This is a genomic window from Bdellovibrio sp. BCCA, assembly GCF_037996825.1.
In the GTDB taxonomy this organism is placed as follows: domain Bacteria; phylum Bdellovibrionota; class Bdellovibrionia; order Bdellovibrionales; family Bdellovibrionaceae; genus Bdellovibrio.
The window spans coordinates 2878567-2896656 of sequence record NZ_JBBNAC010000001.1 but is presented as its reverse complement, the minus strand read 5'-3'; the positions used below and the strand labels follow the sequence as shown (position 1 = coordinate 2896656).

General features: G+C 45.6%; 17 protein-coding genes. 11 read left to right on the top strand and 6 right to left on the bottom strand.

The features are described 5' to 3' along the window. Window positions 1-147 precede the first annotated feature (147 nt). Together AAAA78_RS14050 and AAAA78_RS14045 are read right to left on the bottom strand one after the other, a co-directional pair. Window positions 148-981 carry a flagellin N-terminal helical domain-containing protein gene (locus AAAA78_RS14050; protein WP_340592657.1) on the bottom strand — a complete coding sequence of 278 codons (834 nt, stop codon included), beginning with the start codon at window positions 979-981 and terminating at the stop codon, window positions 148-150. Window positions 982-1472: 491 nt separating this feature from the next. Then, on the bottom strand, window positions 1473-1730 hold the full coding sequence (locus AAAA78_RS14045) for a hypothetical protein (RefSeq protein WP_340592656.1): 258 nt from the start codon (window positions 1728-1730) through the stop codon (window positions 1473-1475). 75 nt (window positions 1731-1805) lie between these two features. On the opposite strand from AAAA78_RS14045, the gene clpB reads away from it, so the two are divergent. After that, window positions 1806-4388: an ATP-dependent chaperone ClpB gene (clpB, locus tag AAAA78_RS14040; RefSeq protein ID WP_340592655.1), complete on the top strand. Its 2583-nt coding sequence runs from the start codon at window positions 1806-1808 to the stop codon at window positions 4386-4388. 87 nt (window positions 4389-4475) lie between these two features. Next, window positions 4476-4973 carry a hypothetical protein gene (locus tag AAAA78_RS14035; protein ID WP_340592654.1) on the top strand — a complete coding sequence of 166 codons (498 nt, stop codon included), beginning with the start codon at window positions 4476-4478 and terminating at the stop codon, window positions 4971-4973. Window positions 4974-4994: 21 nt separating this feature from the next. Here AAAA78_RS14035 and AAAA78_RS14030 read toward each other — a convergent pair whose 3' ends face one another. Further along, window positions 4995-5348, bottom strand: a complete 354-nt coding sequence (locus tag AAAA78_RS14030; protein WP_340592653.1) for a hypothetical protein — start codon at window positions 5346-5348, stop codon at window positions 4995-4997. A gap of 375 nt (window positions 5349-5723) precedes the next feature. On the opposite strand from AAAA78_RS14030, the gene AAAA78_RS14025 reads away from it, so the two are divergent. The 7 genes from AAAA78_RS14025 to proS all read left to right on the top strand — a co-directional run bounded on the left by AAAA78_RS14025 (window position 5724) and on the right by proS (window position 14452). After that, window positions 5724-6911 carry a hypothetical protein gene (locus AAAA78_RS14025; protein WP_295904062.1) on the top strand — a complete coding sequence of 396 codons (1188 nt, stop codon included), beginning with the start codon at window positions 5724-5726 and terminating at the stop codon, window positions 6909-6911. Between the two features lie 123 nt (window positions 6912-7034). Then, complete coding sequence (locus AAAA78_RS14020) at window positions 7035-7634, top strand: riboflavin synthase (protein WP_340592652.1); 600 nt, start codon at window positions 7035-7037, stop codon at window positions 7632-7634. A gap of 1 nt (window position 7635) precedes the next feature. Next, complete coding sequence (gene ribB, locus AAAA78_RS14015; RefSeq protein WP_340592651.1) at window positions 7636-8766, top strand: 3,4-dihydroxy-2-butanone-4-phosphate synthase; 1131 nt, start codon at window positions 7636-7638, stop codon at window positions 8764-8766. Beyond that, entirely contained in the window at window positions 8766-9305 is a 540-nt protein-coding gene (gene ribH, locus AAAA78_RS14010; protein WP_295904054.1) for a 6,7-dimethyl-8-ribityllumazine synthase, read from the top strand. Before ribB ends, ribH begins: the two co-directional genes overlap by 1 nt. Window positions 9306-9343: 38 nt before the next feature. Continuing rightward, the gene (locus AAAA78_RS14005; RefSeq protein WP_340593639.1) at window positions 9344-11548 is read left to right on the top strand and encodes a sensor histidine kinase; all 2205 of its coding nucleotides are present in this window, start codon (window positions 9344-9346) and stop codon (window positions 11546-11548) included. A 13-nt stretch (window positions 11549-11561) separates the two neighbouring features. Beyond that, on the top strand, window positions 11562-12938 hold the full coding sequence (locus AAAA78_RS14000) for a sigma-54-dependent transcriptional regulator (protein WP_340592650.1): 1377 nt from the start codon (window positions 11562-11564) through the stop codon (window positions 12936-12938). Between the two features lie 14 nt (window positions 12939-12952). After that, window positions 12953-14452: a proline--tRNA ligase gene (gene proS, locus AAAA78_RS13995; protein WP_340592649.1), complete on the top strand. Its 1500-nt coding sequence runs from the start codon at window positions 12953-12955 to the stop codon at window positions 14450-14452. A gap of 52 nt (window positions 14453-14504) precedes the next feature. Here proS and AAAA78_RS13990 read toward each other — a convergent pair whose 3' ends face one another. Both AAAA78_RS13990 and AAAA78_RS13985 read right to left on the bottom strand, forming a co-directional pair. Beyond that, complete coding sequence (locus AAAA78_RS13990; protein WP_340592648.1) at window positions 14505-14915, bottom strand: hypothetical protein; 411 nt, start codon at window positions 14913-14915, stop codon at window positions 14505-14507. Window positions 14916-15000: 85 nt separating this feature from the next. Continuing rightward, window positions 15001-15633, bottom strand: a complete 633-nt coding sequence (locus tag AAAA78_RS13985; RefSeq protein WP_340592647.1) for a hypothetical protein — start codon at window positions 15631-15633, stop codon at window positions 15001-15003. An 85-nt stretch (window positions 15634-15718) separates the two neighbouring features. Between AAAA78_RS13985 and AAAA78_RS13980 the strand changes: the two genes are divergently transcribed. Together AAAA78_RS13980 and AAAA78_RS13975 are read left to right on the top strand one after the other, a co-directional pair. Beyond that, window positions 15719-16630, top strand: coding sequence for a hypothetical protein (locus tag AAAA78_RS13980; protein WP_340592646.1), 912 nt, complete (start codon window positions 15719-15721; stop codon window positions 16628-16630). A gap of 91 nt (window positions 16631-16721) precedes the next feature. Continuing rightward, complete coding sequence (locus tag AAAA78_RS13975; RefSeq protein ID WP_340592645.1) at window positions 16722-17390, top strand: L,D-transpeptidase; 669 nt, start codon at window positions 16722-16724, stop codon at window positions 17388-17390. On the opposite strand, the gene AAAA78_RS13970 is transcribed toward AAAA78_RS13975, so the two are convergent. Continuing rightward, window positions 17391-18077, bottom strand: coding sequence for a hypothetical protein (locus tag AAAA78_RS13970; RefSeq protein WP_340592644.1), 687 nt, complete (start codon window positions 18075-18077; stop codon window positions 17391-17393). Between the last annotated feature and the right edge of the window lie 13 nt (window positions 18078-18090).

Genomic DNA, 18090 nt, shown 5'->3' with positions numbered 1-18090 from the left:
GTAAAAAGAGTGAGCGAATTTTTTTGAAATGGGAGCAAATGAAAAACCCGATGATTTCTCATCGGGTTTTATTTTAGTATCTATATATCTTGAGCTACTCCAGTTTCGGGCGACGTCGTCGTCCTACACACTGTGCGCGTCCGCGCCTTAGCCGATCAACTTAAGAGCCAATTGGTTAGATTGGTTAGCTTGCGCCAAAGTTGAAGTACCAGCTTGCAACAAGATGTTGTTACGAGTCATCTCTGAAGATGCTTGAGCAACGTCTGTGTCACGGATACGGCTGTTAGCAGCTGACAAGTTCTCTTGAGCGACACCCAAGTTGTCTACTGTTGAAGTCAATCTGTTTTGGAGCGCACCAAGGTTAGCGCGAGTTCCAGAGATTGAAGTCTGAGCGTTATCCAACAGACCCAAAGCTTCTTGAGCTCCCTCTTTAGAAGAGAAGTCAATACCACCGATTCCAAGAGCATCCAACGTAGCTACGTTTTCACCAGCGTTGAAAGAGATACGATCTTCTTCTTGGTTGTTGAACAAACCAACTTGGAAATCAAACTTCGGAGATGAACCATCAAGAAGTTTAGTAGTACCCCAAGTAGTTACAGAAGCGATACGTTGAACTTCAGATTTCAATTGCTGAACCTCTTTATTCAACATGCCACGCTCTGTTTCACCAACAGTGTCAGAAGCCGCTTGGATTCCCAACTCACGAAGACGAACCACGATGTTACCGATTTCGTTCAAGCCACCCTCAGCAGTTTGAACCATTGAGATACCGTCGTTCGCATTTCGTTGAGCTTGTGCTGCAGAACGAATCTGAGCTTTCAAGCCTTCAGAAATCGCAAGACCTGCTGCATCGTCAGCCGCTTTATTGATACGGCTACCAGAAGCAAGTTTCGCCATAGAATCGTTGATTTGTCTTTGCGAACCAACGAGGTTTCTTTGTGCGTTGATCGCTGCCATGTTTGTTGTTACTCTCATTCCCATTTTAAATTCCTCCGTTAATATTTATTTTTCATTTTCAATACCCTCCTTGATTTGTTTTGTTTGGCTTGGCAGAACCTACTCTGCTTTGCCGAGCACTGACATCCGAGTCTGTGCTAATTGAATGGCCTTTATTGTTTTCTCTCCGGCTTAGAGAGAGTCGCTGGTTAAGTCCGCATTTCAGAGCTTCGCTCTTTCATGCTCCTGCGCCCAGCGCGCGAACAATCTGTTGTTCTACTTACGTCATCCTTGAAGGCCCTCCTTTCGGTTCTACAGAGAGAGTGACCTTCTCTCTCTGACTCCTTCTGAGTGAATCGTTGATGCGTATATGATCGGGATTTGAGACGTTCTCTTGACAGGACGTCCGGCGGGTTTTGTTTTATTTCTACAATACTAGTCTAAGGATAGATCGGGGTTTCAGGACGTAAGATTGTCCTGAGTCAGTTAGATACAATACTTTCAGAGGGAAAAATCGTGATTTGCTAGACGGAAGCTCAGTCAATTTCTAGAAAGCGACAAAAGGCCATATTGCCAGCGAGTTCATATTGATGAAACTGTTCCGCTTTTAAATGATGCGAAGGATTGTAGCCAATGGTGCAGACGTTCTTGTCTCCATCATAGTGGGAGCAATCTTCACAAGAAAAGCGTGTGTCATATTTCATAAAATCGCGCGGGTTCACAGTGTCTTTTTTGATAGACGGCGTAAGACGGGGCTGTGACTTTTTTCCCTTGGGATTTACGATTCCTGGCATCTCAGTTCCTTAATAAATAATCCTCTATTGACAAAGTCAAAATAGGACTCATTCTTTATTTCAGATGGAGGGATTATGAGCAACGATATTGAAAAAATGACGCGAAAAAGTCAGGAAGCCATGCAAGCGGCGGCCCGACTGGCCGAGCGTAAGAACAGCCCCTCTGTGGAGCCGGAACATTTGCTAACGGAGCTAGTACAGCAATCCGAAGGCATTGTTCCGCGTTTATTGGACAAATTAAACGTGGCGCAAGCACAGTTCTTAACGGAACTTCGCACGCGCATGGATAAGTTTCCTCAAGTCACCGGTGGCGGGCAAAAACTTTTTGCGGGCCCTCGTTTAGAAAAGGTCTTTAAAGCGGCGGAAGCCGAGGCCGAAGCTTGGGGTGATGCCTATATTTCTACAGAGCATTTCTTTTTAGGAATGTTGAAATCCGGCGATGCCGAGTTGAATGCTCTTTTTAAAAAATCAAAGATCAACGCGGATGCCGTGAAAACAGCCTTGGAAGAAATGCGCGGCAATCAAAAGGTCACGGATGATGAGCCTGAAAACAAGTACGAGATTTTAAAAAAATACGCTCGTGATTTAACGGCTCTGGCGGCAGAAGGAAAGTTAGATCCTGTCGTAGGGCGTGACGAAGAAATTCGTCGTGTCGTGCAGGTTCTTTCGCGTAGAACAAAAAACAATCCGGTTCTTATCGGTGAGCCCGGCGTTGGTAAAACAGCCATCGCGGAAGGTTTGGCTTTAAGAATCATCAAGCACGACGTCCCTGATAACCTGATTGGCAAAAAACTCATGTCTTTGGATATGGGGGCTTTGATCGCGGGAGCCAAATACCGTGGTGAGTTTGAAGACCGTTTGAAAGCAGTCATCAAAGAAGTCACATCCAGCGACGGACAAATCATTTTATTCATCGATGAATTGCACACGCTTGTGGGTGCCGGAAAAACCGAAGGCGCCATGGATGCTGGGCAGTTGTTAAAACCGGCCTTGGCGCGTGGTGAGTTGCGCTGTATTGGTGCAACGACTTTGGATGAGTATCGCAAGTACATCGAAAAAGATGCGGCTCTTGAACGTCGTTTCCAAACCGTGATGGTGGAAGAACCAAGCGTTGATGATGCGATCACGATCTTGCGTGGTCTGAAAGAGAAATACGAAGTCCATCATGGTATTCGTATTACGGATGCGGCGTTGGTATCGGCGGTGAAGTTATCTCATCGTTACATCACGAATCGTTTCTTGCCGGATAAGGCGATTGATTTGATCGACGAAGCGGCAAGTAAGCTTGGTATTGAAACACGCTCGGTTCCTGAAGAAGTGGATAAAATTGAGCGTGAGTTGATGCAGCTTCGAATTGAAAAAGAAGCTTTGAAAAAAGAAAAAGATGAAAGTGCCAAAGAGCGCTTGGCTGTGATTGATAAGGAGATCGCAGACCTTAATGCCAAAAACCAACTCTTGCGTGAACAGTGGGAGTTTGAAAAAGGCGGCATTGATCAGATTAAAAAACTCAAAGCGGATATTGAGGACTTGAAAGTTGCAATCTCCAAAGCCGAACGCGAAGGGGATTTAGGAAAAGCGGCTGAATTGAAATACGGCAAACTTCCTGAGACGGAAAAGAAACTCAAAACTTTTGAAGAGCGCAGCAAAGAACAAAAAGCTTCTGAAAACCGCATGCTCAAAGAAGAAGTCGGTCCCGAAGATGTGGCCGAAGTTGTGGCAAAGTGGACAGGCATTCCTGTTAGCAAGATGCTTGAAAGCGAATCACAAAAACTTCTCAATATGGAAGATGAGCTTAAAAAACGCGTTGTCGGACAAGATCACGCGTTGACGATTGTTGCCGATGCGATCCGCAGAGCCCGTGCTGAAATCTCGGACCCGAATCGTCCTATTGGAACATTTATGTTCTTAGGACCAACGGGTGTCGGTAAAACCGAAACTGTAAAAGCTCTGGCTGAATTTTTGTTCGACGATGAACAAGCGGTTGTGCGCATTGATATGAGTGAGTACATGGAAAAACATGCGGTCGCTCGTTTGATCGGTGCACCTCCGGGATACGTGGGTTACGAAGAAGGCGGTCAGTTGACGGAAGCCGTTCGTCGCAGACCTTATAGCGTCGTCTTGCTTGATGAAGTTGAGAAAGCGCATTCGGATGTGTTTAACATCTTGTTGCAGGTTCTTGATGATGGTCGTTTGACCGATGGTCAAGGTCGTACCGTAGACTTTAAAAATACGGTCTTGATCATGACATCCAACGTAGGCTCGCAGTCTATTTTGGACAGCCACATGAGCGAGACGGACAAACGGGAAGCCGTGATGGAAGCTTTAAGAGAGCGTTTCCGTCCTGAGTTCCTCAACCGTATTGATGAAGTCGTGATGTTTAACTCTTTGGGTGAATCGCAAATCGGCGGTATCGTAAAAGTGCAGCTTGATCTTGTAGCGCAAAGACTTAAAGCGAAGAAAATCAACATCGACTTTGACCCGTCGGCAGTGAACTTCTTAGCGAAGAAAGGTTACGACCCGGTTTACGGAGCAAGACCTTTGAAGCGTGTGATTCAAACAGAACTTTTGAATCCGCTTTCTAAAGAAATCATCTCTGGCAAAATCAAAGCTGGAGACACAGTGCACGTTAAAGGCTCGGACTCAGGCTTAACATTCTAAAAACAGGGCTCCTGCAAATCTGTAGGGGCCTTTTTCATTTCTAAAAACAGTTTGACCTTTCTCAGTGGGGCTTTTCACAATAGAGATATGAAAAAATCAATTTTAGTTTTCATGATGATTTGTGGAATGGCAGTCAGCTCTTGGGCGCAGTCGCGCGTGACTTATGATCTTAGTGGTGCTTCGGGAACGCGCGATGATGAATCATTCAGCGAAATTCATTTGGGACTCAATTGGTATATTCACGATTGGTTGAATTGGCGCAACTCCATCTTCACGCAATTTGGAACTGATATTAATACGGTTTACGGTTTGGATACGGCGGCTTTGTTTAACTGGGAAGCCTACACGCAAGGACGAGGCTTAGGGATCGAACTCTTCGCGGGCCCCGGTTTGCGTTTTGCGACGGAAGACTCCAATGCGGTTTTTGGAAAAGCGGGGATCACTTTTGGTTTGGGCGGACTTCGTCTTGGTGGCGGCATTCAAGCGTTTCACTATTTCGAAGATCGTCATGATAAACAAGACCGCATCCTCAACAAAGACGAAACTCAATACTTTATCACGGTCTCTGGCGGTGGCAGTTTTTAAGCTGCCACCACGTCCGTTACACTAATCACCAACAACGATCAATTTCATTTCACCGTTGCAAGTCAATGTCGCGTGAACCCAGCAATCAGCGCCTGGTCCGCAAAGCCAGTAATACAAAGAACCACTTTGGTAACGATTGTTTCTCGCGTCCCAATATGTTTGTAACAAAACTTGGGAAAGATGAGTCTTCGTGATGCAACCTTGATTCGGACGGCCTTTGCACAAGCCGACGTTGTATTGCTGTTTTAATTCACTAAGGATTGTTCTGTCTTGATTGAGTAAAACTTCACGAGCTTCGTCTTGTGAAAGACACGTTTCGTTGGCATGCGCAGTAAACGCGACAAGAGATAGAAGAACTAGCACAAATTTTTTCATAGCAGACTCCTAGGTTTTGAGGGTTAAACCACATCGCGTGGAAAATCCTCAAGTCAAGATTCTGTTCGTATGGCGATCGAGTAGGAATTTCATTTTTCACAGAGTGAAAAACATGTGGACACTCTTGTCGCAGACGCGAGTGTTCCCATAAAAAAGGTTGAACAAAAGAGTCTAATGTTTCGACAAGCGAAAATTTTTTTGTAAATCGAAATTTTTTACCTTCACAGTAAATTCATGCACTTAGCGTGTCTCAAGGTAAGACCGGTTTTAGTTTTGCAAGTGTCGTCAATAACTTAGCTCTGGTTTAAGGTCCAGCCCATCTACTCCGTATACTGTGCATGAAACCTCCGCACGTATTTGTGGAAAGGGAAAGACATGAAATCGCAGAGCACGAATTGGTCTAAGAAAATTTTTAAAGCATCCATCATGGTGGCTGGTGCTGCAATGACCATGGGTAACCAGAAGTGTGAACAAAAACCACCAGAGGTTCCCGCACGCGCGCTGAAAAAAATCGTAGAGCTTGGTGCTATCAGATCAAGTCCGATCATCTTTCCTGGCGGAAGTGCTTTCGATTTTCAATTTGTCGCGAATCAACAAATCTACGGCGTGCTATTGGATAGCAAGGAATTTACATTGAAGTATAATCCGCCGATCGCGGTCCCTCCGCAGGAAGCAAGACCGGGGGATGTGGGCTTCTTCAATCTGACTAAAGCGGACGGTCAGATGATGAAAGCCTTCGCGCAAGCTGCAGGTAAAGACAACTACAACGTACAATACGCAAAGACAGCGTGGTGTATGGTGAATATCCCGCAAGCGAAAATCGCGGGCTCCGTAAATTCCTTTGAATTGATCGGTGGAGGTGGAATCACTTTGGGTTTCACTCCCGCAGGAGCGTTGCCAGTGAATGGTTTAAGCTCTGCAGGATTCAATGTTGAGTTTGCACAATTAGATTTATCGATGGTGGCAATGCGTCCTCTGACATCTAAAGCGATGGCGGCTGCGAATGTGACATCGAAACAAACAAAAACCAAAGTGAGCTTTGGTTTGAACTTTGGTGCTTTCTCGATTGGCCCGAGTGCTTACTATCAAACGCCTCTCGCGCAAGTCACAAAGAATGCACTTACAAAAGCTGTGGGCGATCTAAACGGACAGCTTAAATCAGAAGAGTGGTATACACGCGTTCTTGCCAATCACGACACACACTTGGTGATCGTTGGTGGTTTGGATGTGAAGTTAGAACCAGGTGACCAGTTGCTCGTTTACAACGAAGACTACTACTGGGAAGGCGAGCCTTGTGATTCCCGTTACCTTGGTGGTGGCGCGCAGGCAGGTTCGGCTGTGGCGAAAATTGAAATCGACTGGGTCGGTGACGAGATCTCTCGCGGTCGCGTGATTGAGCAAAACGATGAAAACGCGGTGATCGGCGCAAAAGTGAAACTCTTTAAGTTCCACGATGCGAACTACAAACCGCAAGATCCAGGTGTGCAACCGGTAAATCCTTCGAATCCAAACAACGGCAATAGCGGCACTCCGCAAACGCCTTCAAAACCAGGTCGTGGCTAAGACCTCTAGCTGGTTTTTATTAGATCTGGCGTCATGGCTAGAACAATGTGCAAACATGACGCCCTTTCCTTGCCAATATAGAGGCAAAAGTGTAGGTTTCAGGCATTCAAGCTTGAGGCCTTTATGTTTTCTGGAATCGTAGAATCTGTGATGCCGATTGTGAGCTCCCAAGAGCTTCCGAATGCGTATCGTATTAAAGTTAAAAAACCTAGTAAATTCAATGATATAAAACTTGGCGACAGCATCGCTTGTGACGGCGTTTGTTTGACCGTGGAAGCCTTTGATGATGAGCAAATGACCTTTGCTTTGGCGGCAGAGACGATCAAAGTTTTGAACTGGAATCCGCAAAGCTGGATCGGTAAGCAAATGAATCTTGAAAGATCATTGCGTTTTGGCGATCGCATTCATGGTCACCTTGTTACGGGCCACGTTGACAGCCTGGGCACTGTGACTCGCGCTTCTCTTGAAGGCGAATCTTTTTTCCTCGATGTGAAAGTCAAAAACACGATTCTGCCTTTTGTTTGGAAAAAGGGGAGTGTGACTTTGAACGGCGTGAGTCTCACGGTGAATGAACTGAATAACGATACCGTATCTGTGTGTTTGATTCCTGAAACCTTAAAGCGCACAAACTTGGGCGATCTTAAAGTCGGTTCAGTTGTGAATGTAGAGCCTGATTACATGGCTCGTGCGATTCAACGTTCTTTGGAAGTTAGGAAAGATTAAAATGTCTTTTAATACCATCCCTGAAATCATCGAAGATATTCGTAATGGAAAAATGGTCATCCTGGTTGATGACGAAGATCGTGAGAACGAAGGTGATTTGATCCTTGCGACAGATCACGTAACAACTCAGGCTGTGAACTTTATGATCACAGAGGCGCGCGGTCTTGTGTGCTTAACTGTGACAGCTCAACAAATCGAGCGCTTGCAATTGCCTTTGATGGTTCGTGATGACATGAACTTTGCGCCGAACAAAACAGCTTTCACAGTGAGTATCGAAGCGGCGGAAGGAATCTCGACAGGTATTTCTGCGGCAGACCGTGCGCACACTTTGAAAGTGGCGGCGAATCCCCACGCAAAACCTTCAGACATTCACATGCCTGGTCACATCTTCCCAATTCGTGCACAGCAAGGTGGCGTATTGAAACGTGCCGGTCACACGGAAGCCAGTGTGGATTTGGCTCGCTTGGCGGGTCTTAATCCTGCAGCGGTTATCTGTGAAGTGATGAATCCAGATGGCACGATGGCTCGCGTGAATGATCTTAAAGACTTCGCAAAAAAACACAGCATCAAAATCGGCACGATCGTGGATTTGATCGCGTATCGCTTAGCGAATGAAACTTTGGTGGAAGAAATCGCTTCCATGGATTTGCCTCCTTCATTTGGCAAAGACATGAAAGCGCGTGTTTTCAGAAGCACTGTGGACGGACTTGAGCACTTGGTGATTCAAAAAGGCGAAATCACTCCAGAGAAAGAAACATTGGTCCGCGTTCACGTGGATAACTTCACTCGTGATTTTATGGCGGTTCTACAAAGAGGCGCTTCCACGGTTCTTGAAAGCATTAAGCTTATCAATGAACAACCCAGTGGCGCTTTCGTTTTGCTTCGTGGAAACAACCGCACACAAGGTCTTGTACAAGAGTTGCAAGTTCTTGCAGGTATGGATGACGTTCGTCCTCCGACGCCGCTGATGGATGAAAGAGATTACGGTATCGGCGCACAGATCCTTCGTGAAATCGGAGCTCGCAAAGTTCGTCTTTTGACGAACAAACCGGAAAAGAAAGTCGGCTTAAAAGCTTTTGATATTGAGATTGTTGAAATTGTCGCTATTGAAAATGTAAAGGGGCATAAGTAATGGGAACTATCAAAGTCGGTGTTGTCACAGCACGCTTTAACAACGAGATCACTGAAAAACTAGAAGAAGGCGCGATCAACTACCTAGAGTCTTGTGACGGGGTTGAGATCTTCGCAGCTCTCGTTCCTGGTGCTGTGGAATTGCCTCTGGCTTGCCAAGCTTTCTTGGATGCGGGTTGCGATGGTGTTGTGGCTTTGGGCGCGGTGATCCGTGGTGAAACTTCTCACTATGACTATGTCTGCAACTCTGTGACTGACGGTATCACTCGCTTGATGTTGGACTATAAAAAGCCGATCGGTTTTGGCGTTTTGACGACAGAAAACGACGAGCAAGCCCTTGATAGAGCTGGTGGTAAACACGGCAATAAAGGTGAGGAAGCCGCACAAGTCGTGATGGAAATGATCGGTCTAACGAACGAGATTCCTGCTGCTTTGAAAACAGCTTCCATGATGGCCAAGGCAAAACCTGCGAAGTCCGCGAAAAAGGCTTCAAAGCCTGCGGCAAAAGCGCAAAAAAATAAGAAAAAAACTAGAAAATAATGGCATGGTCCCTCTTGAGGGACTAGCATGGTGGTGTGATGGAAAATACACCGCAAAACGACGAATTTCTTCCTCCTGGTCCTCAGGAATTTAAAAAACGACGCCGCGAGATTTTATTGGTTCTTGTGGTGTCGTTTCTTTTTGGCCTTCTCACTTGGTTTGAGATCCGCCTTTTTGCGACAAGCCAGCAGCTTCCGTTTGTTCACAGTATTTTCTTTTTTGGTCTCGTAAACTTTAACATCATTCTGCTTTTACTTTTGCTTTTCATGATCTTCCGAAACGTCGTGAAGGTTTTCGTGGAAAGGCAGGGCCGAGTCTTCGGAAGCAGCCTGAAAGCAAAACTGATCGCGGCCTTTGTGACGTTCAGCTTCGTTCCGACAGTGCTGATGTTTATTATCTCGGTGTTTTATATCAACTCAAGTTTTGATAAGTGGTTCAGTGCGAAGATGGCGGGTGTTTTAAAAAGCTCCATCGAAGTCACGAATGCTTATTATTTTAATGCGAAGAAAAAGAACTATCACTTCGCCCATCAGATTGCCGATGCGATTCGTCCTCTGAAAAATCAAAACGAGATTAAAAACCGAATTGATCATCTTAGAAAAGAATTTAGCTTAGACGCGGTGGAATACTATCCATCGCTTTTTGGAAAGCGCGCCGTCGTGTCTGCCGAAGACGACACAGTTCCAACAGTGCCGGCAGTGTCGCTGGAGTTCTTGCAAAAAGGGATCAAGCTTCAAGCCGAGGCCAGTATCATCCATCAATTCGGAGATGGAAACTTAGTTCGCGTGATCGTGCCGGTGCAAGAAGGTGCTGAAAAAGGCGCTGTCGTTGTTTCAAGTTTCTTGCCGTTGTCGCTCATTTCTAAAATGAATGATATCTCGACGGCCTATGACGAATTCCGCGATATCAATCCGCTCGAATATCCTTTGAAGTCTATTTACTTGTACATCTTGGTCTTGATGACCTTCGTGATCTTGCTTGCAGCGACGTGGTTTGGATTTTATCTCGCAAAACAACTTTCGATTCCGATTGTGCAATTGGGACGCGCCACTCGTCGAGTAGCGGGCGGGGACTATACGCCTTTGCAAATTCAAGCCGGCTCTGAAGAGATCAACGATCTGATTTCAAGCTTTAACTCGATGACAGTGACTCTTGAAAAAACCCTGGAAGAACTGGATCAGCATGCGCGTTACACAGACACGGTTCTTAAGAACGTCAGCGCTGGTGTGATCTCCGTTGATGAAATGGGTCAGGTTACGACCATCAATCGTCACGCGGCTCAGTTGTTAAAGATCGATGCTGAAAAATACATCGGAAAATCTGTGCGTGATCTTTTGACGTTAGAGTACTTCAGAACTTTTGCTGAACTACAAAAAACGATGATCGATCACAAGATCGAAAGTATTCAGAAAGAACTTCGTTTGAACATCCAAGGAGAGGCGTTGCCGCTTCTCATGACTCTTTCCATTCTAAAAGATGAAAAGGGACAGGAGATGGGTAAGATCTTGGTGTTCGACGATTTGACTCCGATTGCAAATGCACAAAGAGCGGCGGCTTGGACGGAAGTGGCCCGTCGTATCGCGCATGAAATTAAAAATCCTCTGACGCCGATTAAATTGTCTGCGGAACGTCTGCAAAGAAAATTCGGTGCTTCGATCACAGATCCGGCTTTCAGCGAATGTACGACGATGATTGTAAAACAGGTGGATGGTCTTAAAAATCTGGTGAATGAGTTCAGCAACTTTGCTCGTCTGCCACAAGCGCGCCCTGTGGTTGCGAATCTCAACAGCGTTGTTGAAGAATCCATCGGGCTTTATCGTCAGGCGCATCCGCAAGTTCGATTTGATTTTAGAAAAGACGAAGAACTTCCCGATTTCAAATTTGACCCGGATCAGATCAAGCGTGTTCTTGTAAATTTGGTCGACAACTCGGTTTCTGCTGTTGCAAAAGAGCCACAGGCCACAGTGGAAATCGTGACTCGATACGACAAGGATATCAAAACCGTGCGTTTAACGGTGGCTGATAACGGGGAAGGTATTCCTGCAGCAGATCGAAGTCGCATTTTTGAGCCATACTACTCTACAAAAGAAGGCGGAACTGGGCTAGGCTTAGCCATTGTGAAAAGGATCATTGAAGACCATAATGGATTCATTCGAGCGACAGCCAATGAACCCAAAGGGGTGAAGATGGTGATCGAAATGCCTGTCAATGAAGTAGGTGCATGGAAACCTGCTGGCGAATAGAAAGAAGGTTCCGGTGACGGCTCAAAATACTAAAATTCTTATTATCGATGACGAAGCTCCCATTCGTGATGTTTTGTCTGCGTCTTTGAAAGACGAAGGCTATCAAGTGGCGTTTGCTCACGACGGTGAAACAGGCTTGCAAGCCATTCGTGATTTCCAACCCGACATCGTTTTCCAAGATATCTGGATGCCAGGTAAGTACGACGGTATTGAAGTCTTAACGATGGCTCGTAAAGAGTTTCCGCATCTAGAGTTCATCATGATCTCTGGACACGGAACAATTGAGACTGCGGTAAAGTCGACAAAATTAGGTGCATGGGATTTTATCGAGAAGCCTTTATCGATGGATAAAATTCTTATCACGATCACGAACATCTTAAGCTTCCAACAACAAAAAGAAGAGAAAGTTCTTTTGTTGAACAAACTTCGTAAGTCGATCGCTTTGATCGGTGAAGCTCCTTCGATTGTGCAAACAAAGCAAATCATCGCGCGTGTAGCACCAACAAACTCGTGGGTTCTAATCCAAGGGGAAGCGGGAACTGGAAAAGAACTTGTCGCTCAAAATATTCACTACATGAGTGCACGTGCCAGCCGTCCGTTTGTTGAAATCAACTGCGGTGGAATTCCTGAAGATCTTTTGGAATCAGAAATCTTCGGAATCGAAAAAGGTGCAATGCCTGGGGTTGACCGCGTAAAAAAAGGAAAGCTTGATTTAGCTCAAGGCGGAACTCTTTATATCGCAGAAATCTGTGAGATGAATATGGCCGCGCAAGGAAAGCTTCTTAGCTACTTGGATGAAAAGAAATACTCTCGCGTCGGTGGTCATGAGTTGATCGAAAACGACGTGCGCGTGATCGCAGCGTCTTCTAAAGATCTTGAAAAAGAAGTTAAAGAAGGCCGCTTCCGTGAAGATCTTTATTATCGCTTAAACGTGATTCCATTCCGCGTGCCGGCTTTGCGTGAGCATATGGAAGATATCCCGGTGTTGGTGTCCTTCTTCTCTGACAATGTTTCCAGAGAAAGCGGATATCCAAAGAAAGCGTTTTCTGAAAAAGCCATTGAGAAAATGACTTCCTACCAATGGCCAGGGAACGTGAGAGAGCTAAAAAACTTTATTGAACGTGTGTATATTTTAACTCCAAGTGAGTTTGTGGATGTGCACGATCTGCGCTTTGCGGGTCTTATCGACAAAGACGATGAGAAGGCCGTTGAGATGCAAGATCTTTCCACTTTCAGAGAAGCCCGTGCGCAATTTGAAAAAGAATATCTATTACGCAAGATTTCTGAAAATAACGGAAACATCAGTAAAACTGCGGAAGTCATTGGTCTTGAAAGAAGTTACCTTCACAGAAAGATCAAAGCCTACGGTATTGATACAAAAGACAACTAAGAAAGAGACAAGAGATGTCAGATACAGCTATTACGCCAACGCGCGCGCAAAATTATCCTGAGTGGTACCAACAAGTCATCGTCGCTGCCGACATGGCGGAAAATTCTCCCGTTCGTGGTTGCATGGTGATCAAGCCTTGGGGTTACGCTGTTTGGGAAAACATGCAAGCCGTTCTAGATCGCATGTTCAAAGACACGGGCCACGTGAATGCCTACTTTCCATTGTTGATTCCATTAAGCTTCCTAGAAAAAGAAGCTGCTCACGTGGAAGGTTTCGCGAAAGAGTGTGCGGTTGTGACCCATCACCGTTTGAAAGGTGACGGCAACGGCAAGCTTGTGCCAGATGGCGAGCTTGAAGAGCCACTTATCATTCGTCCAACGAGTGAAACAATCATCGGTCACCAATTCGCGAAATGGGTGAAGTCTTATCGTGATCTTCCAATCTTGGTAAACCAATGGTGTAACGTGATGAGATGGGAAATGCGCACACGCATGTTCCTTCGTACAGCGGAATTCCTATGGCAAGAAGGCCATACGGTTCATGCGACAGCAAAAGAAGCCCAAGAAGAAACTTTGCAGATGTTGGATGTTTATTCTGACTTTGCCGAGAACTACATGGCAATGCCCGTGATTAAGGGTATGAAAACGCCGGACGAAAGATTCCCGGGTGCGGTGGATACCTATACGATCGAAGCATTGATGCAAGATCGTAAAGCGTTGCAAGCAGGAACGTCTCACTTCTTAGGTCAAAATTTTGCGAAAGCTTCTGAGATCAAGTATCTCAGCGCTGAAGGTAAAGAAGAGTTTGCATGGACAACATCTTGGGGTGTTTCAACTCGCTTGATTGGCGGTTTGATCATGACTCACTCTGATGATAATGGATTTATTGCTCCACCAAGGATTGCGCCTTTGCATGTGGTGATCATTCCAATCTACCGCAATGACGAAGAAAAAGCTCAGGTGCTTGAATACGTTCAATCGCTGGCGAAAGATTTGAAGCAACAAAATTACGTGGGCTCTTCAATCCGTGTGAAAATCGACGATCGCGATATGCGCGGTGGTGAGAAAGCATGGCAGTACATTAAACAAGGTGTCCCTGTCAGAGTCGAAGTCGGTCCTCGTGATATGGCCAAAGGCGAAGTGTTCGTCGGTCGTCGTGACCGTGGTCCAAAAGAAAAAGCGTCTCAAGCAAGAAACGCGTTTGTTGAAAATATCGGAAATCTTTTGCAAGAGATCCAAGACGGTCTTTTTGAAAGAGCTAAAAAATTCCGCGATGACAACATCAAGCTCATCACAAACTTGCAAGACTTTGAAAAGCACTTTGCAGGGGATGAAGCTTCTGCACCTGGTTTCGCGATGGTTCCATGGTGTGAAGAAGGCATCGGTCATGAGCTTCTTGCGAAACTTAAAGTCACTCCACGCTGTATTCCATTGAAACAAGAACCGGTGAAAGGAACTTGTATCTTCTCTGGAAAACCGGCAACGAAGTGGGTTTTGTTCGCGAAATCTTACTAAGAAGAGATTGAAATCCAGATAGGGAAAGCCTGCGAGAAACCGCAGGCTTTTTTTATTTCACACAGCGGACGTTCACATCAGCGGCGTATCCAGCCCAACCCCAGGAACCGTCAACAAGGCTTAAAATAATATATTTATCCAACTCCGTGTATTGCGTGCGAGTCCAAAGGTAGTCTTCAGATTTAGAAAGACCCAGGAACCAACCCAACTCGTCGGCAGAAGGAAGGCGCCACCCTTTAAAAGAATCTCCGTTGCAAGGCGTACCGTCAGCTCGCAGCTCACAAACGGAGTTCAGTGTCCGGCAATAATTTGCGGCATCGACAAGATTCATTTTATTGGAGCTTTCCGACGACACCATTTCGGGTCCGGAAAGCGCGAGATTTTTTATAGATGCATGCGTAGGAATGGCAAAAAGAAGTGCGCAGAGAAACGTGCAGGAAGTCACTAACGAAATTGTTTTCATAAAAACCCCCTACAGCAAGACTGCGTCTAATTTGCTGAAAAGGGTACTTTCATTCCTGATATTTTAGACGGGGCCAGTGTTAAAACTATTCGCGGGGAGTGTCTTGCCCTTGGAAGAAATAACGAATTCCGATGGCGATTCCATATTGGTCGGAAAACTCGTCATGCTTTTTTGTCAAAGCCCACGAGTAACGGCCCTCGGCCACCAAAGCGTAGCGGCCGCGGCTCCAGAGTTCCGTCTGCAAGCCAAAATCTAATCCGGTTTCAGCATTTTCTTCGGCATAAGTGGCAACAGCATTCCCTTGAGGAAAAGTATTGAAGATTTTTTCGGCATCTCCCAAAGGATAGGAAGTGTATAGGGACATGGAGGCACTTAACCAGGGTTTGAGCCAACGGCGATAACCTGCCGAAACGTGAACGACTTGTGATTTTTCTGCTACCGTATATCCGCTGTCGCGGCGATAGAATATTTTATTCATGAAGATTGTCGTGATCTCAAGACTGCCACGATCATTGACGTCACCTAAAATCACCCAATAAAGGCCGCCGGAATCGTAGCTCGTTCTTGCACCTTCGCCGTCGTAGTTTGTTTTAAAAACATAGGGAGCTAAGACAGTATGGACGTTTCCCCTTTGCGGTGTATAAGCGTGGGCGGAATTCGCAAAAGGAAAAAATAAAATAAAGGACAAAATAGCAAGAATCAGTTTACAGTAGTCCATGTAAGGAGATTAAATTTTGAGCGGGAAAATACAATCAAAAAAGCTCCAAGTCATGTTGAGGCTCAAAGTCCTTTTGTGTCTCTTTGTGGCTAGTATTTCCGCTCCTGTCGATGCTAAGGAATATCTTCTGGATCACGCTGAGCCAGATGCTCCCGAAAGCCTTGAGCAATCCATGATTCGCGGAAACATTTCTGTGGCCCAATGGTTCAATGGCGTTGCTGACGGTCTTGATTTGTTCTTGGCCGGGGAACGTTACACGAAAAAGCCCAATGAGACTTCGGTGACGTTGGAATCTTCCGGTTTTTACAATGAGGCCGATGGGGCTTCGGGCGCAATTAACTTTAATGTCGATTTACGACTTCCCAATGTGGAAGAGTATTGGCAGCTGACTTTCACAAGTTATGACGAAACCGAAGATCGAAGTGCGAGAACAAGATATTTACGTCAAACACCGAGAGAAAGAAACATCGGTGCTTCCGTGGGACTTTTCAAAAAACTTGGTGAAGTCAAAACCTCTTTCCGCCCGCGCATCGCTTTTGAAGGAACGCCGGCGATTTCTCACTCGCTTAAATTTGAAAGTGTGGCGGAACGTCGGTCTTATAGAATCAATCCTGAACTTGAATTCTATGCAACTCCAAGTAAAGGTGCAGGGCTTTTTCAGTCCCTTAACTTTAACTGGGAATTAACAAAAATGTACTCCGTCACTCTTATCAACGAAGGTGACTATCAAAGCCGACCGCATATCTACACAGTCACCAACGGTGTGTCTTTAGGGCAGCAGTTTAACAAACGCATGTCACTGGCCTACAATACTTTTGTGACCTCTATCAATCGTCCCAACTATCAATTGGATGCTTACAACTTTTCCGTGACCTGGCACCATGTCGTTTATAAAAAAATTCTTGAGTACAGGGTGATCCCCAACTTGGATTTTACGCAAAAACGCAATTTTGCCATGAATCCGGGAGTCAACGTCAGTATCGACATTAATTTCTAGAACGTGTCTTTTATCTTCCTTTTTTCAAGTCGTTGAACTTCGTCGCGAAGTGCTTACAGTAAATAGAACTGAATAAACAAAGGAGAGACTGATGAAGTTCCTATTGCTCTCGTTCTTTTTATTTGTTTTCTCTTTGCGCGCGACTGCAGAAGATTTACAGGCGCCCGCAGAAATTTCTGAGGCGTTGGGTCTGCCGCAGCCTCAATACACCAGCCAGGTTCGGACTCTGGCAGAGTTTCAACAAGTCGAAGCGATGAATATTTTTTCAGAGTTTCCTATTGTTCTGGTGATCAATAAAAAAGCCTCAGGCCCCGGCGCGCAGCGAATGAAAGTGTACGAATACGGAAGCCTGACCGCAGAATGGAAAACCTCCACGGGGCGCGAGCGTTGGGAAACAGCGAAAAGTGGAAGAACATATTTCACCGGAACACCTACGGGTTACTATTATCCCTATGAATTGATTCGCAATGGCTGGTCAGAGACATGGGATGCTCCTATGGAATTTAGTGTTTTCTTTAATGGTGGTGTCGCCGTTCACGCAACGACTTCCAATCATTATAGCGAGCTTGGGTATCGGGCTTCAGGAGGCTGTGTTCGTTTGCACCGTAACAATGCCTCTTATATTTACGAAAAAATTCTGCAGGCGGGCCGTGGTTTGGTGCCGATCATCAATCAAAGCGGCATGGTTTCTCGCGATCGCTATGGACGTCCTTTGCGCGCCGTTAAGTGGAGAACCCTTATCATTGTCGAAGATATTTGATTAAAGAGCGGCGCGGGCCGTCTCGATCACCAAGATGCCGCTGAGGGTGTCTTGGTGGTATGTTGGAATAAACCAGTGAAGCTGACTGTAGACGTGAAGACGTTCCAGTGTTTCTTTTTCGCGAATGGAATGCTCTTTGAAATTCAGCTTCATCGACGCGGGACTTTTCAGGAATTCCGTTACTTTTTCCGCCGTTGCAACGTGATCTTCTTCGCGTCGTTCATAGAGGTGATACCATTTACGACAATAGAGATCTTCTAATGTGTAGCTAGAAAGTTCGAAGAAGCGAAAGCTTCTAAAAATTTGCAACTGTGATAAATTATAGATTTCAGTCAAGTGATAGGGTTCTATAAGGTCAAGATCTTCACTTTTTACAGAGTAACCGAACTCTTTCAAAGCTATTTCTGTCATCAGGCGAGTGTTTTTAAGAGTGCCACCCGCGTTTTTCACATTGATGCAGATTCGATGAAAGGTTTCAAGATCCCGAATAACATCTTCTTGCTCGTTGTCTGAAAGCATATGGAAGTAGGGCAGCGAAGGACTGGCATAAGGCCGAAACAGAATTCCTTCTTCAAAGATCAACGCAGCGATTTTTTCGCTAAAGGCCTTAAAACTGTGGGATCTGCTTTCGCTGAGTTTTTTCGTCGTCATTGCAGTGCCATCATACTGGACGTTGGCGCATTTCACAAACTAAGATAAA

Coding starts and splice junctions, on each gene's coding strand:
- AAAA78_RS13985 (WP_340592647.1), bottom strand. CDS start 15,633: ATGGACTACTGTAAACTGATTCTTGCTATTTTGTCCTTTATTTTATTT.
- AAAA78_RS14035 (WP_340592654.1), top strand. CDS start 4,476: ATGAAAAAATCAATTTTAGTTTTCATGATGATTTGTGGAATGGCAGTC.
- AAAA78_RS13975 (WP_340592645.1), top strand. CDS start 16,722: ATGAAGTTCCTATTGCTCTCGTTCTTTTTATTTGTTTTCTCTTTGCGC.
- AAAA78_RS14025 (WP_295904062.1), top strand. CDS start 5,724: ATGAAATCGCAGAGCACGAATTGGTCTAAGAAAATTTTTAAAGCATCC.
- ribH (WP_295904054.1), top strand. CDS start 8,766: ATGGGAACTATCAAAGTCGGTGTTGTCACAGCACGCTTTAACAACGAG.
- AAAA78_RS14045 (WP_340592656.1), bottom strand. CDS start 1,730: ATGCCAGGAATCGTAAATCCCAAGGGAAAAAAGTCACAGCCCCGTCTT.
- AAAA78_RS14030 (WP_340592653.1), bottom strand. CDS start 5,348: ATGAAAAAATTTGTGCTAGTTCTTCTATCTCTTGTCGCGTTTACTGCG.
- AAAA78_RS14050 (WP_340592657.1), bottom strand. CDS start 981: ATGGGAATGAGAGTAACAACAAACATGGCAGCGATCAACGCACAAAGA.
- AAAA78_RS13990 (WP_340592648.1), bottom strand. CDS start 14,915: ATGAAAACAATTTCGTTAGTGACTTCCTGCACGTTTCTCTGCGCACTT.
- AAAA78_RS14005 (WP_340593639.1), top strand. CDS start 9,344: ATGGAAAATACACCGCAAAACGACGAATTTCTTCCTCCTGGTCCTCAG.
- proS (WP_340592649.1), top strand. CDS start 12,953: ATGTCAGATACAGCTATTACGCCAACGCGCGCGCAAAATTATCCTGAG.
- ribB (WP_340592651.1), top strand. CDS start 7,636: ATGTCTTTTAATACCATCCCTGAAATCATCGAAGATATTCGTAATGGA.
- AAAA78_RS14020 (WP_340592652.1), top strand. CDS start 7,035: ATGTTTTCTGGAATCGTAGAATCTGTGATGCCGATTGTGAGCTCCCAA.
- clpB (WP_340592655.1), top strand. CDS start 1,806: ATGAGCAACGATATTGAAAAAATGACGCGAAAAAGTCAGGAAGCCATG.